This is a genomic window from Limnohabitans lacus (genome assembly GCF_030053395.1).
GTDB classification, from domain to species: Bacteria; Pseudomonadota; Gammaproteobacteria; order Burkholderiales; family Burkholderiaceae_C; genus Limnohabitans_A; species Limnohabitans_A lacus.
The window spans coordinates 174,989-189,489 of sequence record NZ_JASGBH010000002.1 but is presented as its reverse complement, the minus strand read 5'-3'; the positions used below and the strand labels follow the sequence as shown (position 1 = coordinate 189,489).

Sequence of the window (14,501 nt, the reverse complement as noted above, 5' to 3'; positions counted from 1 at the left end):
AATCAGCTTAAGAAAAGGGTGCGGCTTTGTGTACCAGGGCTTTGCCTGGGTTACCTTGCAAAAATCAAAAGCCCATAATGGGCTTTGTCAGTGCCTGGACGTCCAAGGGTTGATCACGGTTAGCCCCGCAGCCTCAAAGGGACTGGCGTCGCGCGTGGCCACCATGAAGCCATGTCGCTTCGCGGTGGCGGCGATGTAGCCGTCCGCGGTCGAGATGGCTCGGCCCTGGGTGCGGGCTGTCGAAAGGATGTCTGCATAGGCCTGCGATGCGCTGGCGTCAAAAGGCAGGATTCGGTCAGCAAACAAAGGCAGGATGCGTTGCTCTAGGCCCAGGTGCAGGGTCTCTTTGCGTTTGCCCGATGGCAGGGCGGCGATGCCAAAGCGCAATTCGGCCAGGCTGATGGCGGACAGGTAAAGGGTGTCGATGGATTGCGCATCGATCCACGACAAAACGCCCGCGTCCGCCGACAGCTTCAGTGGCTCCGAGATGACGTTGGTGTCGAGCAAGATCATTCAAACACCATGGGTTTTGCGGGTGTTTTGTCGCGCTCAATATTCAAGTCAAAGCCGCCAGCTTGTTGGCCAATTTCGGCCAGCAGCGATCCCAGTTGGATGCGCCCTTGCGGGCGTGCGGCTTGCTCCAGAATGGCGCGCACTTCGGCCTCTGTGCTGCGGCCCGCCAATGCGGCACGCTGTCGCAAAGCTCTGTGGGTTTCTTCGGGCAAATTGCGGATGGTGATGGATGACATGGCTGGGTCTCCTGAAGCAAGGTGAGAATGATATCAAAATTTGGTCATTGATATCAATTGTCCAGTTTGAGGGCAGAAAGCTCAATTGAGCCGGACATCCCTTCGAAAGGGTCTCGCTCGTGCGTTGGCGTATGGCCATGTGAGCTGCGCTCGACGCTGCCCAAAAAATCATCGAACCCATCCACTGCCATCACCCCCCGCAGCCCCACCCCAAAGCTCTGAAACCCTTGCCCGTCCCAGTGGGCGCTGCTGTCAATACTGTCGTGCTGGTGGCCGTGCACCGTCATGCGCACGCCCATGCGGCGGGCCAGTGAGTCCAGCTCTTTGAAGCCGTGCTCGTGGTAGCCGGGCGCTTCGTGGGTGATGAGGATGTCGGCTTGTTGCGTGGCCAGGTGTTCCACCTCGTCGGGGTAGATGCTGGACCAGTGCTTGAGTTGCACGCCGCCTTGCCAGCGGTCTTGGCGCGGCGTCACGCGTGCGTGCGCTTCGCGGCTTCGAAACTTGGGCTTTTGTGCGTCTTTGGGGTACCACACCGCACCGCGAAACACGCCGCCCAACCCGGCGATGCGCGTGCCGCAGGGCAGCGTGACGACACGACCGTGCAGGCTGCGCTCGCTCACTTCGTCGTGCCACACGTTGCCAAAGTTGTCCGCGTGGTCGGTGTCGCGGTTGCCGTGGATGAACCAGACCCGCTCCCAAATCGCTTCCAGCTCTATGTGCAGCGGCTGGGCTGGCTCCAGGTCGCCCAGCAAGATCACGGCGCGGGCGTGGGTTTGCAAGGCGGCATCGAGGATGTGCTGCCATTGGCCGTGCGGGTCGCCGCAGAAGAGGATGGGGCCGGTCATGTGTGCGCAGCTTGGGGCTGTCAGTGTTGAACTGTTCAGGAGTTGATCAAGACCAGTTTTCAAGCTGCAGGCCTGCGACTTGCACAAAGGCTTTGTCGCTGCTCACCAAAGTGGCTTGGGCATGCAGTGCATGGGCTGCAATTTGGGTGTCCAGCGCTGCCAATGGTGTGCCCATGCTTTGCAGCTGTGCGCGAACGGTGCCGTAGGTGTGGGCCACGGCGGCATCCCAAGGCAGCACATCGACACGGCGCAAAAACTCTGTGACGGCTGCTTTCAAGGCCATGGCCTCGGGGCGCTTGGCCAGACCAAATGACAATTCGCCCGCCGTGATGGCCGAGATGCAAACGGTGTGCATGGGCACAGCCAGCAAGCGCTGTATGACTTGCGGGTGTCGTTTGATGATGTGGCTGACGGTGTTGGTGTCCAGCATGTAGCGCGGTGACATGGGCGTGCTCGCTGGTCAGTGATTGAGTGAAGGGGGCATGTCTTCAAATGGGTCTCGCTCGGGAGCTGGCGCGTGGCCTTGTGCTTGGCGTTCTTCGCTGCCCAAAAAGTCATCGGGCACTTGGGCTGCCAGAGCGGCGGTTAAAAAACCCTGCCAGTCTTCGGGCCGCCGAGACAAGATCACGTCGCCCGTGGCGGGGTCTTGTCGGATGAAGACTTCTTGGGTGTCAAACCGAAATGCAGCTGGCAGGCGCACAGCCTGGCTTCGGCCGTTGGCAAAAAGTTTGGCAGTTTGTGACATGGAGACCTCCTTGGGCGCGGACATATACCAAAGTATATGACGCATTTTGATTGGGCGCTACCCAAGGGGCACATCCAACGCCATGCCCACTCGCAGCCCCTCCCAAAAATTCTAAAAGCCTTCCGCGTCACAGTGGGCGCTGCTGTCAATGTTGTCGTGTTGTAGGCCGTGCAGGTCGGTGCAGAAGAGGAGGGGGCCGGGGTGCATGGGAGTTTTTAAATTAAAGGATTCTTTAATGTCGTGCCGTTCAATCAAAGCGGGCTTTCATGTGACCATCTGATCAGCTGTTGCAGAGTTGAGTGAAGCAGGCTCGCTATAGTTTCATCAAGATGAATACAACAGACCGAAAAACTACTATTCAACGTGCATTGCATGCGCAAAAAAATCTTGCTGAAAGTGGCATGGTCGTTGACGGACGGGCCATGGCCGCTTATCTCAAGGATAAAGTTCGTGGGTGCTTCTCCAATAGACCAGAAATGCAAAGCATCACTCAATTGACTGTGCCGCGAAAATGACCCCCATCGCCATCATCGACTTCGAAACCACAGGCATCTCGCCCAACATGGGCGACCGCGCCACCGAGGTGGCCATCGTCATGCTCGAAGGTGGGCAGGTGGTGGACCGCTACCAAAGCCTGATGAACGCCGGGGTGCGGGTCAACAGTTTCATCACCCAGCTCACGGGCATCACCAACGAGATGGTGCAGGCCGCGCCAGCAGCCGAGCAAGTGATGCGCGAGGCGGCCCGCTTTGTGGGCGGGCGGCCCATGGTGGCGCACAACGCGGCGTTTGATAAAAAGTTTTGGCAGGCCGAGTTGGCCCGTTGCGGCGAAGACGGCGCACATCCGTTTGCTTGCACCTTGCTGCTGTCGCGCCGCCTGTACCCGCAGGCGCCCAATCACAAGTTGGGCACGCTGGCGGCGCTGCACCATTTGCCGTCGTCGGGCCGTGCGCACAGGGCCTTGGCCGATGCCGAGATGGCCGCGCATTTGCTGGCGCAGATGCAGCACGACCTGAAAACCCGCTACGGCTGCAGCCAGGCAGACCACGCTTTGCTGATGGGCCTTCAGCGCACCAGCCGCCACATGGTGGGGCCGTATTTGAAGCAGCGGGCCGCTGCCTGACTCACTTGAACAAACTCGGCGGCGAGACCACGCCGTAGTTGGGGCCGATGCCTGTGCCCCATGGGGCTTTGCACTTGGTGCTCATCTCGGCCTCGATGTATTTGCTGCCCTGGTTGGCATCCAAAATGTGCACGCAGGCAAACGCGATGATGGGCGTGCGCGAGTGAGAGGTGACGGTGTTCACGGTGGGGATGACCACGTACTCGCACTTCTTGTTGCCCGCTGCGCTGCAGGCTTTCACGGTGCCGAAGACCGCGGCTTTGGCGCCGGTTTGTATCCAGATGGATTGGCCAATGCTCAGGTCCACCGGGTTGCCTTCGTCGATCAGTTCTTTGATGTCCGATGTGCTGTTGGAGTCGTCGAGCAAAGAGGTCCATTCGCCCGAAGCACAGGTGCCGTAATGGTAGGCACTGCCAATTCTGAAAATGTAGGGCTTGCCGGTGGCCGGGTCGAGCTTGGGGCCGGCTGGGGTGGTGTTGAAGTTCCAGTAGTTGTCGTACAGGCATTGGGCAATGGCCATAGGGAACACCCCACCGGGCAAGATCGTGCTGGGGCTGGACAGTCCGGCCACAGCCGTGGCCTGCATGGGCCGCGAGACGATGCCCCAGTAACGCGCAAAGAAGGTGGGCACTTCGCCACCGTTGGTGCTGTTGGCCTTGGCCACGGTCACTTGGATGGCTGGCGCATCGTAGGGCTTGGGCACCATGGGCAAGGCTTGCAGCACTTTGGGCGTGTCCACCAAGTTCCAATAGCCGGTGGCTACGGTGCCGGTGGTCAGCGCCGCACCGTCTGCCGTGTTGCGGGTGATGGCCGTTTGTGCTTTTTGGCTGGCCAGGGTCCAGTTGGGCGTGGCGTTGGTGCCGTCAAAAAAGTAGCCCGCACCGGCCAGTGCTGCGGCGTCGGCATCGTTTTGCATTTCGTTGCGCACGACTTGCAAATAGACCAGGTCAATCGCCAAGGCGGCCAAGCCGATCAAGACCGGCAACAAAAAGGCCACCATCAGGCTCACCGAGCCGCGTTGGGTGTGGTCGGTTTTCATTCGTTCACCATCGATGTGCTGCTGGTCAAGACAATGGGCGCGCCCAATGCGCCCAGCATGGTGCCCACACCCAAGCCCTTGTAGGTGTAGCTCACCGTCACGCGCAACGGGTTGGGAAAGCTCGCCGGTGTGGATTGTTCAATGGTCACCGTGGGCGCGGTGGTGCTGCCCAGCGAAATTAAAGCACCGTTGGTGTAGTTGAGCACCACGGTGCGGATTTGCGCATCGGTGAGTTTGGGCGAGCTCAGCACAATGCCTGCCCTTGCGCCTTCGCGGCTGGCGTTGGTGAGGATGGCTTTGTCGTACAGCGCCAAGCTCAACTCGATCATGCCGAAAAACACCAGCAACAAGATGGGCAGGATGAGTGCGAACTCCACGGCGGCAGCGCCCTGCTGTGCTTGCCGCCGGATGGCCATGTGAAGTGGGTGCATGTGTCTTCTCCGAGTGCGTGCAAGGCCCCTGTGGCCATGCATGGATCACGCACCTTAGGCCACTTGCGCCCGTCATTCGGTGCGCACGCTCACACTCAGCATCACAAAAATCAAGCCGCCAACAAGAGCTTCAAAGCCTGTCGCACAGATGCATGGTTTTTGTGCGATGGAGAACAGACCCCAACCATTTCAATTTTTAAAGTAGCTCCACGGTGCTTGGAAATTTGTTCAGGACCGGCGTGAACCCTCACGTTTCATCACTTTTGATTTGGAGTTCCATCATGAAAAATCTGACAACCGCTGTAACGCAATTTTTGAACGATGAGTCTGGCGCGACCGCCATCGAGTACGGCCTGATCGCTGGCTTGATCTCTGTGGTCATCGCCGCATCGGTGACCACCATCGGTACCGATCTGAAAACCATCTTCGCTTCGATCGCCACCAAGCTGACCGCTGCGGCCACACCTTGATGCGTGTGTGAAACACCAGGAGCGCAACATGCCCACCTTCAACACACAGACACAAGGCCTATGGGTATTGGGCTTGGTTTTGCTGATCGCCATGTGGAAAGACATGACGCAACGCAAGATCCCCAATGCTTTGCTGGTCGTGGCCAGCGCTTTTGCATTGCTGTGGTCAACGACCGCAGGCGGTGTGGGCCTGGCGTCTGCCTTGGTGGGGGGAGTGGTCGCGCTGTTGGTGTTTGTGGTGTTTTACGCCATCGGGGCCATGGGCGCCGGTGACGTCAAGCTCATGGCCACCGTGGGCTTGTTCCTGGGGCGCGCCGATGTGATGGGTCTGTGCATCACCGTGCTGATTGCCGGTGGGGTGCAGTCACTCATTTGGGCCTTGTGGAAGGCGCGCCTCCAGGAAGTCTTGCGCAGCACTTGGCAGACCTTGTGCAACGGCATGTTTTCACTGGCCTGGGGCGATGTGCCCCTGCGCCTGGACAAGTCCACCGTGCATGGCTCCATGCCTTATGCCTTGGCCATCGGTGCGGGGACCTTCGCTTACCTGCATGGGCCAACTTGGTAACGCCCTCAAGAAAGAAAAAAATGAGAAACATACGCGTCGTGGTGATGCTGCTGCTGGCCGTGGGCCTGGGCATTGCAGCCGTGGTCATGGCCGCCCTCTGGCTCAACAGCAAATCCTCTGTGCTGACCAGCCATGTGGTGGTGAGCACCGAAGACTTGCAAATCGGAACCCGCTTGCAGGCCAACATGGTGGAGCTGGTCGATTGGCCCAGCACCAGCCTGATCAAAAACCCCATGACCTCGGTCGACCAAGCGGTGGACCGTGTGGTGACCATGCCGGTGTTCAAGGGTGAACCGATTCTGACATCCAAGTTGGCAACCAAAGGCGAAACCGGCGGATTGTCAGCGGTGCTGCAAGACGGACGCAGGGCTGTCACGGTCAAGGTCAACGAGATCGTGGGTGTGGCAGGTTTTGCCTTGCCGGGCACCTTTGTCGATGTGATGGTCAATGCCGTGGACGAAAAGAACAGTCAGGTCTCCAAGATCGTGATCGAGCGGATCAAAGTCTTGGCGGTGGCGCAGGATGTCTCCAACCTGGAGACCAAGCCCAAAGTGGTCAATGCCGTGACGCTGGAAGTCACACCCGCCCAGGCCGAGAAGATTGATCTGGCGCGAAGCATCGGTTCTTTGTCGCTGGTCTTGCGCAGCCAGGTGGACATGAAAAGTGTCTCGACCGGTGGTGCGCGCAAGAACGATTTGCTCGAGACCGCAGAAAGCACGCTGGGCAATGTGTCCAGTGCATTGGGCAGTGTCTTCGCTGGCGTCAAGCCTCCAGCGGCCAAGCCACCCAAAACCAATGTGCGTGCCGCCATGGTCCCTCCTCAAAACACCGCACCAGCGCCCGAGACCACCGAAGTCATTCGCGGCCTGAACAAAACAACGGAGTAAGGCATGAAGACCCCCGAACAAAAAAACAACCGCCGCTTTTTGCAGTCATGGCCTGTGGCCTTGGCATGCGCCATCACCTGTTGGGCCCCATGGGCGCAGGCCGCTGAACCGGCCGACAGCACCAAGGCCAAAGCCACCCAAGTGGCCTCCGCCTTGCCCCCCACACAAGGGCCGGTGCGGGTCGAAGTGCCCGTGCGCTTGACCGCTGGCAAGTCGCTGGTGATGAGCTTGCCCGACAAGGCGGTGCGCATCTCGATCGCCAACCCAGATGTGGCCGATGTGATGCTGCTCAACCCCAAAGAGGTGTACCTGCTGGGCAAGAAAACGGGCTCGACCAATTTGTTTGTCTGGTCGGTGGGCGGTGCCACCAGCTTGCGCGATGTGACGGTGCATGTGGACACCGATGCCTTGCAAAGCCGGCTGCGCGAGTGGGTGCCCACGGCCGATGGCGTGCAAGTGGACTCGGTGTCTGACACCTTGGTGGTGCGCGGCCGCGTGGCCGATGCCATGAAGGCGCAACGCATCATGGGCTTGGCCGAGGCGTTTTCGGGCGGCAAGAAAGCCGTCAACATGCTGCGCGTCGAAGGCGGCCAGCAGGTGATGCTGGAGGTCAAGGTGGCCGAGGTCTCCAAAACCCTGCTCGACGAGTTGGGCGTGGACCTGAACCTGACGCGCAACATCGGTGGCGCGTCGGTGAATTTGCTCTCGCAGTTGTTGACCAATGGCTCGACCTCGATCACCAGCACCCGCACGGGCAACAACATCGCTTTGACGGCCGAGATGAAAAAAGGCCTGGTCAAAGTGCTGGCCGAACCAACCATCACCGCCGTCAACGGACAAGAAGGTTCGTTCTTGGCCGGTGGCCGCATCTACATTCCGGTGCCGCAGTCCAACGGTTTGGGCGGCACGTCCATCACCCTCGAAGAAAAAGAGTTTGGCGTGGGCCTGAAGTTTTTGCCCACGGTGCTGGAAGACGGCCTGATCAATTTGCGCGTGACGCCCGAGGTGTCGGAGTTGTCGCAGTACGGCACCACGGTGCAAAGCTTGGGCGGGCAAACCAGCTTGTTGCCATCGATCACCACGCGCCGCGCCTCGACCACGGTGCAGCTGCGCGACGGCGAGAGCTTTGCCATCGGCGGGCTGATCAAAAGCAATGTGACAGAGTCCATCAAGGCCTTGCCGCTCTTGGGCGAGTTGCCGGTGTTGGGTGCTTTGTTTCGCAGCACGGCTTTCCAAAAAGAGCAGTCCGAACTGTTGTTTGTGGTGACGCCGCGTTTGGTCAAGCCCACCCTGGCCAGGCCCGCCTTGCCCACCGACAACTTCAAGCAGCCCACACGCACCGAGTTGTTCATGGACGGGCAACTCGAAGGCAAGGACAAACCATGACACACCCTTCACCACAGGAGAACCCCATGCGCACATGGACACCCCGCCTCATGGGCCTGCTTGGCAAAGGCGCTGCGCTGTGCGCTGTGCTGGCGCTCAGCGCCTGCGCTTCATCGATCTGGACGCCGCAGGCCTCGTTTGGCGAGGCGGTGCGTCAGGCCCAACAAATCCAGGTGCTGGACCCCGCAGCGCCCAAACCACCGGTGGCCGAGGTGGGCACCGACGGCGTCATCGCCAAATCGGCGGTGGACCGTTACCAAAAATCGTTTGAAGTCTTGCCCCTGCCCGTCAACGTGCTGAATATCGGTGTGGGCACCGGCACAGCGGCTGGCGCCGGTGCCATGGGTGTGCGTTGAGGAATGTCATGAATGCCGATTTGATTTTGTCCAACGCCACACTGGCCAAGGCCGTGGCGGGCAGTTTGTCGGCTGCTGGCCTCACGGTGCAGACCCAGAGCCTGCGCCAACCGGCGCATGCGCTGGACTTGGCGGCATTGACGGGCGATGTGCTGATCGTGGAGAGCTCGCAGTTCCATGAGGCGGCGGACCTGCAAGCGATCGAGGCGCTGACCTTTGCCAAGCCGCAGCTGTATGTGATTTTGATGACCGACAACACCGACAAGGCTTTGCTCTTCAACGCCATGCGCGCTGGGGTGCGCGAGGTGCTGAACCTGCCACTGCCCGAGGGTGCGCTGGACGAAGCCTTCAAGCGCTGCGCATCGCACCAGATCAAGACCCAGGCGCAGGCCGTGAGCGCAGGCCCCAAGGGCAAGGTGGCGGCCTTTGTGTCGTGCAAGGGCGGCAGTGGCGCCAGTTTTGTGGCCACCAATTTGGCCTACTTGATGGCCACGGAGTTTGGCAAAAGCTGTGCCTTTTTGGATTTGGATTTGCAATACGGCGATGCCTCTTTTTACTTAGGGGGCGCTGCTGTCAAAAACAACATCAGCGATTTGACGCAGCAAATCGATCGGCTCGATGGGCAGCTGTTGCTCAGCTGCATGCATCAGGTGGCGCCTGGCTTGGTGCTCTTGGCCGCGCCCCACGACATCGAGACCGCTTTGTCGGTCACGGCCAAGCAGCTGGAAAAGGTGTTGCTCTTGGCGCGTCAGCGGCACGAGGTGGTCTTGCTGGACGTCCACCGCGCCATGGATGGCCTGGCCATCCAGTCGCTGGACATGGCCGATGTGGTGTATTTGGTGATGGACAACACCATGCCCTCGGTGCGCGATGCCAAGCGCTTGGTCAAGCTGTTTCGCACGCTGGCCTACACCGATGGCAAATTGCGCTTGCTGGTCAACCGCTACGACAGCCGTGGCTTTGTGGACCTCAAGAGCATCGAAGAAGCGGTCGGTTTGCCGGTGACACAAACCTTGCCCCCGCAGGCCGAGGCGGTGACCGAGTCGATCAGCCTGGGGCAACCCTTGGTCAAGACCCATCCGAAAAATCCAGTGGTCGATGCTTTGCGTTTGGTGGGGGCCAACTTCTTGGAAACCGCACCGCCCAAGAGCAAGACTTGGCTCTCGCGTTGGGTGGGTGCCCATGCTTGATGCGTCTGCGCTCCACCACACCGAGGCGCCTGAGCCATCGCCGGGCATTCGCCACCACTTTGAAACGCGCATGGCCGATGTGGGCTCGCCCCATTTGGGCAGCAGCAAGCTGAGCCATTTGCGCTTTGACCAGATCAAGTCGCACATCCATCGGCAGATCCTCGAAGAGATGGATTTGCGCCGACTGGAAAAGCTCTCGCCCGAGCGCTTGCGCATCGAACTGCAAAGCCTGACCGAAAACCTCATCGTTCAAAACCACTTTGCTTTGAACGAAACCGAGCGCAAGCAAATCGGCCAAGGCATACAGGACGAGATGTTGGGCTTGGGGCCCATCGAGGCCTTGCTGAGCGACACGACGGTGTCGGACATTTTGGTCAACGGGCCCTACAAGGTCTTTGTGGAGCGTCACGGCAAGATCGAGTTGACGGCCATCCGTTTTGAAAACGATGCCCACTTGCTGCGCGTGATCGACCGCATCGTCTCGCGCATCGGGCGGCGCATCGACGAGATGAGCCCGATGGTCGATGCGCGCCTGGCCGATGGCTCGCGGGTCAATGCGGTCATCCCGCCCTTGGCCATCGATGGGCCGCTGCTGTCGATCCGACGTTTTGCGGTGGTGCCCTACACCATGAAGGATTTGCTGGCCTTTGACTCCTTGACGCCCGACATGGTCAGCCTGATCGATGGCGTGATCAAAGCCAAGCTCAATGTTTTGATTTCGGGCGGCACGGGCAGCGGCAAGACGACCTTGCTGAATGTGATTTCGGCCAGCATCCCGCCCAACGAGCGGATCGTGACGATCGAGGACGCCGCCGAACTGCAACTGCAGCAGCCCCATGTGGTGCGCATGGAAACCCGGCCACCGAACATGGAGGGCACGGGCGAAGTGTCGCAGCGCGCCTTGCTGCGCAACAGCTTGCGCATGCGGCCGGACCGCATCATTTTGGGCGAGGTGCGCGGGGTGGAGGTGATGGACATGCTGCAGGCCATGAACACCGGGCACGAAGGCTCGATGAGCACCATCCACGCCAACACGCCGCGCCATGCCATGACGCGACTGGAGCACATGCTGGGCATGGCCGGCATGCAGTCCGATGTGCGCAGCATGCGCCAGCAAATCGCAGCGGCCTTGACGGTGGTGATCCAGGTCTCGCGCCTGTCGGACGGCAAGCGAAAAATCACCAGCATCCAAGAGATCACCGGCATGGAGGGCGACGTCATCACCATGCAGGAGATTTTCAAATTCGAGCAAACCGGTTTGTCGGAGGCCTCCGAGGTGCAGGGCAAGTTTTTGGCCACGGGCATCCGGCCGCGCTTTGTGCAGCGCTTGCACACACGGGGCATTGATTTGAACCCGGCCATGTTCATGTTGGAAGGAGGTCCGCCATGAGCGGTGTTTGGTATTGGATGACGTTGTGCATCGCCGGTCTGGCCACGGCTTTGCTGGTGGTGGGCTTGTGGATGACCTGGGAGCACACCATGGGCCCCGGGCGCAAACGCTTGCTGGCGCGTTGGCGTGTGGTGTCCCAAGACGATGGGGCAGAAGACGCGGTGCGCCTGACCCAAAAGCGCCACCTGAGCGAGAACGCTGCGCTGCAGGCCTGGCTGCAAAAGATGCCGGTGATGAAATCACTGGACCGCTTGCTGGTGCAGGCGGGCTTGCCCATCAGCTTGGCCCAGGCCTTTGGCATGGGGGTGTTCTTGACTTTGGCGGGCACTGCGGTGGTCTTTTTTGCCGGTGCGCCGATGGCGTTGGCGGTGTTCGCCATGCCCTTGCTTTGGGGTGTGGCGGGTTGGTATGTGCTGTACCGCAAGCGGCGGCGCTTGCTGCAGATTGACCGGCAACTGCCCGATGCGCTGGACATGATGGCCCGGGCCTTGCAGGTGGGTCACGCCTTGAGCGGGGCCTTGCTGATCGCGGCCAAGGAGTCGCGCCAGCCGATCGCCAGTGAGTTGCAAACCGTGTTCGACGAAGTGAACTTTGGCATCTCCCTGCAAGTGGCGCTGCCGCATTTGGCCGAACGGATCGCCAGCGACAACGTGCGCTACTTTGTGGTGGCGGCGCTGGTGCAAAGCGAGACGGGCGGCAACTTGGCCGACATCTTGCGCAGCACGGCCTTTTTGATCCGCGAGCGGCACAAGCTGACCGCGACGGTGAAGGTCTTGTCGGCCGAAGGGCGGCTGTCGGCTTGGATCTTGTCGGCCTTGCCCTTTGCGATCGCGGCCTTGCTCAGCTGGGTCAACCCCGAATTCATCTCCAAACTCTGGACCGATCCCTTGGGCCTGAAACTCTTGATCGGCTCCTTGGTCTTGGCCTTGGTGGGCATCGTCTGGATGCAGCGCCTGGTCAGTGTCCGCATTTGAAAGCACAACATGTCCTGGATGCTCTTCTCGATTTACGCGCTGGTCTTCGCTTTGGTGTGCGGGCTCAGTTATGGGGCCATGGCGGTCCTGATGCCCAACGCCATGACCCAGCGCATGGACAGCATGAAAGCAGATGTTGCCGGCAAGTCGGCACCAGCGTCTTCGGCCTGGTGGGGCAAGTGGTGGCAGCAAACCCAGCAGATGCTCGAGTGGCTCAGCCCTTTGTCCTCGAGCAGCGAACCGGAAGATCCGGCGCAGACCTTTCGCTTGCGGCTGCGGTTTTACAACGCAGGCCTGCATTCGCGTTTGGCCCCCATGGTCTATCTGGCCAGCAAGACGGCCCTGACGTTCGCCCTGCCCGGGGTGGCCATGTTGGTGCTGTGGCAGATCAAGGTCAATTTCGCGCAGTCGGTGGACATGGCCATCTTGCTGTCGTGCGCCGTGCTCGGTTACTACCTGCCCAATGCCGTGCTGGCCCACTGGGTGCAGAAATACCAGCAGGCCTTGTTCAATTCATTTCCAGATGCCCTCGATTTGATGCGCGTGTGCGTGCAGGCTGGTTTGGGGCTGGACGCCGCCATCGACCGGGTGGGGCGCGAAATGAAACTGAGCAGCCCGGAGTTGTCTTTTGAGTTTGAGTTGACCGGTCTGGAATTGCGCGCCGGTGCGAGCCGGGCCGATGCCTTGCGGCATTTGTCTTCGCGCATCGGGCTGGAAGACCTGGACGCGCTGGTGGTGATGCTGATCCAAGCCGATCTGCTGGGCACCAGTGTCAACGAGTCACTGCAGGTGCATTCGCAAGCCCTGCGCACCAAGCGCCGCCTGCAGGCCGAAGAAACCGCGGCCAAGCTGCCCGTGAAGCTGCTGATCCCCTTGGTGTTTTGTGTGTTCCCGGCGCTGCTGACGGTGCTTTTGGGCCCCGCGATGATCAGCATCCACGAGATCTTGGCGCCCACGGCGCAGGCCAATTGAGGCAGGGCCTCAGGCCAGCACCACGGCCAGGTAAGCCTCGCGCGTTGCGGGGCTGACGCCGTCCAGTGCTTGCTCGTAACGGGTTTGGTGCTGGGTCAGCATGCGGGCCGAGGCGATGGTTTTGGATTTGCAAAACCAGTGGCAGCTGTGCTGCATCAAGAACATCTCGGCCATGATGCGAAAGGACCGCTCTTTGGCGCCCTGCGCCGTTTGCGCGATGGCCCGGTCGATGCCCTGGGCGTGCACTTCGAGCAAACGGCGCATGTCGAAGGTGGCTTTGGGCGAGAGCTGGTCGATGTAGGGCAACGCGATCTTGAAGCCCCGGGTTTCGGGGGCTGCCAGCCGCCCGAAATCCTTGGCCAAAGCCTTGAACTCCTCGGCCAGTTGCTGCTCGGCCATCTCTTGCAATTGCAAGATCTGCTGCTGCCGCTCGGGCTCGGCCTCGCCCAGCGCCCGCATGTAGGCGCTGGTCAACTGTTCCATGTGTTTTTCAATTTGGTAGGGACGCAGGTGCTCCGCCAGCAAAGCCGTGCGTTTGCGCTGCCCTTGCTTGTTCAGCCATTGCATGGCCACGCCGCATAAAAACAAAAAACTCAGAAGTTCCATACCTGCCCGGTTTTGGGGCCACAGGGCCCGATGCCCCAAGTGTAAAGAGCCACGCCTTTCCCTTAAATTGGAGTGCCGCCTCTAAAGTTCGGGTAATCCCTTGCTTTGGGCCATGGCTGGTGTTCAAATTGCTGCACTGCAACAAACCTTTTCAAGGAGTCCCACATGACCTTCAATGCCGAACAACTCGTCGCTTCCCAACAAGCCAACCTGAAGGCCGCTGCTGGCCTGTCGCAATCGGCTTTCGCTGGTTTCGAGCGCCTGGTTGAGCTGAACATGGCCGCTGGCAAAGCCGCTGTGGGTGAGTCTTTCGCCAACGCGCAAGCCATGTTCGCTGCCAAGAACCCCCAAGACCTGTTGGCCGCTCAAGCTGCCTTGGTGCAACCCGCTTTCGAAAAAGCCGTGTCTTATGGCCGTCACCTGACCGACATCGCCAACACCACCGGCGCTGAATTCACCAAAGCCGTCGAAGGCAAGTTCGCCGAGACCGAGCAAGCGGTCAAAAGCCTGGTTGAAAACAGCCTGAAGAACGCTCCTGCTGGCTCTGACGCCGCTGTGGCCGCCATCAAGACCGCTTTCGAAGCCAGCCAAAGCGCTGCTGAAACCCTGAAAAAAGTGGCCAAGCAAGCCGCTGACACCGCCGAGTCCAACATCAAGGCCGCCACTGCCCAAGCTGAAGCTTCGGTCAAAGCCGCCATGAGCAAGGCCAAAGCCAAATAAGCTGCCCCGCTGCTTTCTACAATCAAGGCGTCTTCGGACGCCTTTTTTGTTTC

20 protein-coding genes are annotated in these 14,501 nt (G+C 60.2%); 12 read left to right on the top strand and 8 right to left on the bottom strand.

Going from position 1 to position 14,501, the window contains the following annotated elements; all coding sequences use genetic code 11:
• Positions 1 to 87 precede the first annotated feature (87 nt).
• From QLQ16_RS03490 to QLQ16_RS03470, 5 genes are read right to left on the bottom strand one after another with little or no spacing between them, the layout of a single operon-like run.
• Positions 88 to 513, bottom strand: a complete 426-nt coding sequence (locus QLQ16_RS03490) for a type II toxin-antitoxin system VapC family toxin (protein ID WP_283223297.1) — start codon at positions 511 to 513, stop codon at positions 88 to 90.
• Positions 510 to 749, bottom strand: a complete 240-nt coding sequence (locus tag QLQ16_RS03485; RefSeq protein ID WP_108285431.1) for a FitA-like ribbon-helix-helix domain-containing protein — start codon at positions 747 to 749, stop codon at positions 510 to 512. Before QLQ16_RS03485 ends, QLQ16_RS03490 begins: the two co-directional genes overlap by 4 nt.
• A gap of 53 nt (positions 750 to 802) precedes the next feature.
• A complete protein-coding gene (locus QLQ16_RS03480) occupies positions 803 to 1,594 on the bottom strand; it encodes a metallophosphoesterase family protein (RefSeq protein ID WP_283223296.1) in 792 nt (263 codons plus the stop codon).
• Positions 1,595 to 1,640: 46 nt separating this feature from the next.
• A complete protein-coding gene (locus tag QLQ16_RS03475; protein ID WP_283223295.1) occupies positions 1,641 to 2,039 on the bottom strand; it encodes a type II toxin-antitoxin system VapC family toxin in 399 nt (132 codons plus the stop codon).
• A gap of 15 nt (positions 2,040 to 2,054) precedes the next feature.
• Positions 2,055 to 2,339, bottom strand: coding sequence for an antitoxin (locus QLQ16_RS03470; protein ID WP_283223294.1), 285 nt, complete (start codon positions 2,337 to 2,339; stop codon positions 2,055 to 2,057).
• Between the two features lie 299 nt (positions 2,340 to 2,638).
• Between QLQ16_RS03470 and QLQ16_RS03465 the strand changes: the two genes are divergently transcribed.
• A complete protein-coding gene (locus QLQ16_RS03465) occupies positions 2,639 to 2,854 on the top strand; it encodes a hypothetical protein (RefSeq protein ID WP_283223293.1) in 216 nt (71 codons plus the stop codon).
• Positions 2,851 to 3,462, top strand: coding sequence for a 3'-5' exonuclease (locus QLQ16_RS03460; protein ID WP_283223292.1), 612 nt, complete (start codon positions 2,851 to 2,853; stop codon positions 3,460 to 3,462). Before QLQ16_RS03465 ends, QLQ16_RS03460 begins: the two co-directional genes overlap by 4 nt.
• 1 nt (position 3,463) lies before the next feature.
• On the opposite strand, the gene QLQ16_RS03455 is transcribed toward QLQ16_RS03460, so the two are convergent.
• The gene (locus QLQ16_RS03455) at positions 3,464 to 4,501 is read right to left on the bottom strand and encodes a TadG family pilus assembly protein (RefSeq protein WP_283223291.1); all 1,038 of its coding nucleotides are present in this window, start codon (positions 4,499 to 4,501) and stop codon (positions 3,464 to 3,466) included.
• Positions 4,498 to 4,932 (bottom strand): TadE/TadG family type IV pilus assembly protein, encoded by a 435-nt coding sequence (locus QLQ16_RS03450; protein ID WP_283223290.1) that lies wholly within the window; start codon positions 4,930 to 4,932, stop codon positions 4,498 to 4,500. Before QLQ16_RS03450 ends, QLQ16_RS03455 begins: the two co-directional genes overlap by 4 nt.
• Before the next feature lie 281 nt (positions 4,933 to 5,213).
• On the opposite strand from QLQ16_RS03450, the gene QLQ16_RS03445 reads away from it, so the two are divergent.
• From QLQ16_RS03445 to QLQ16_RS03405, 9 genes are all read left to right on the top strand, one after another.
• On the top strand, positions 5,214 to 5,402 hold the full coding sequence (locus tag QLQ16_RS03445; RefSeq protein ID WP_283223289.1) for a Flp family type IVb pilin: 189 nt from the start codon (positions 5,214 to 5,216) through the stop codon (positions 5,400 to 5,402).
• A 28-nt stretch (positions 5,403 to 5,430) separates the two neighbouring features.
• A complete protein-coding gene (locus tag QLQ16_RS03440) occupies positions 5,431 to 5,967 on the top strand; it encodes an A24 family peptidase (RefSeq protein ID WP_283223288.1) in 537 nt (178 codons plus the stop codon).
• Positions 5,968 to 5,987: 20 nt separating this feature from the next.
• Entirely contained in the window at positions 5,988 to 6,854 is an 867-nt protein-coding gene (gene cpaB / locus QLQ16_RS03435) for a Flp pilus assembly protein CpaB (RefSeq protein WP_283223287.1), read from the top strand.
• A 3-nt stretch (positions 6,855 to 6,857) separates the two neighbouring features.
• Positions 6,858 to 8,240 (top strand): type II and III secretion system protein family protein, encoded by a 1,383-nt coding sequence (locus tag QLQ16_RS03430; protein WP_283223286.1) that lies wholly within the window; start codon positions 6,858 to 6,860, stop codon positions 8,238 to 8,240.
• A 26-nt stretch (positions 8,241 to 8,266) separates the two neighbouring features.
• Positions 8,267 to 8,596 carry a hypothetical protein gene (locus QLQ16_RS03425; protein WP_283223285.1) on the top strand — a complete coding sequence of 110 codons (330 nt, stop codon included), beginning with the start codon at positions 8,267 to 8,269 and terminating at the stop codon, positions 8,594 to 8,596.
• Positions 8,597 to 8,604: 8 nt separating this feature from the next.
• Entirely contained in the window at positions 8,605 to 9,786 is a 1,182-nt protein-coding gene (locus QLQ16_RS03420; protein ID WP_283223284.1) for a CpaE/TadZ family protein, read from the top strand.
• Positions 9,787 to 9,856: 70 nt separating this feature from the next.
• Complete coding sequence (locus QLQ16_RS03415) at positions 9,857 to 11,176, top strand: TadA family conjugal transfer-associated ATPase (protein ID WP_283223492.1); 1,320 nt, start codon at positions 9,857 to 9,859, stop codon at positions 11,174 to 11,176.
• The gene (locus tag QLQ16_RS03410) at positions 11,173 to 12,150 is read left to right on the top strand and encodes a type II secretion system F family protein (RefSeq protein WP_283223283.1); all 978 of its coding nucleotides are present in this window, start codon (positions 11,173 to 11,175) and stop codon (positions 12,148 to 12,150) included. Before QLQ16_RS03415 ends, QLQ16_RS03410 begins: the two co-directional genes overlap by 4 nt.
• 9 nt (positions 12,151 to 12,159) lie before the next feature.
• Positions 12,160 to 13,122 carry a type II secretion system F family protein gene (locus tag QLQ16_RS03405; RefSeq protein WP_283223282.1) on the top strand — a complete coding sequence of 321 codons (963 nt, stop codon included), beginning with the start codon at positions 12,160 to 12,162 and terminating at the stop codon, positions 13,120 to 13,122.
• A gap of 9 nt (positions 13,123 to 13,131) precedes the next feature.
• Here the strand turns inward: QLQ16_RS03405 and QLQ16_RS03400 are convergent, their stop codons facing one another.
• A complete protein-coding gene (locus tag QLQ16_RS03400) occupies positions 13,132 to 13,728 on the bottom strand; it encodes a hypothetical protein (protein WP_283223281.1) in 597 nt (198 codons plus the stop codon).
• A 165-nt stretch (positions 13,729 to 13,893) separates the two neighbouring features.
• On the opposite strand from QLQ16_RS03400, the gene phaP reads away from it, so the two are divergent.
• Positions 13,894 to 14,448: a TIGR01841 family phasin gene (gene phaP / locus QLQ16_RS03395; protein WP_283223280.1), complete on the top strand. Its 555-nt coding sequence runs from the start codon at positions 13,894 to 13,896 to the stop codon at positions 14,446 to 14,448.
• Positions 14,449 to 14,501: the final 53 nt, after the last annotated feature.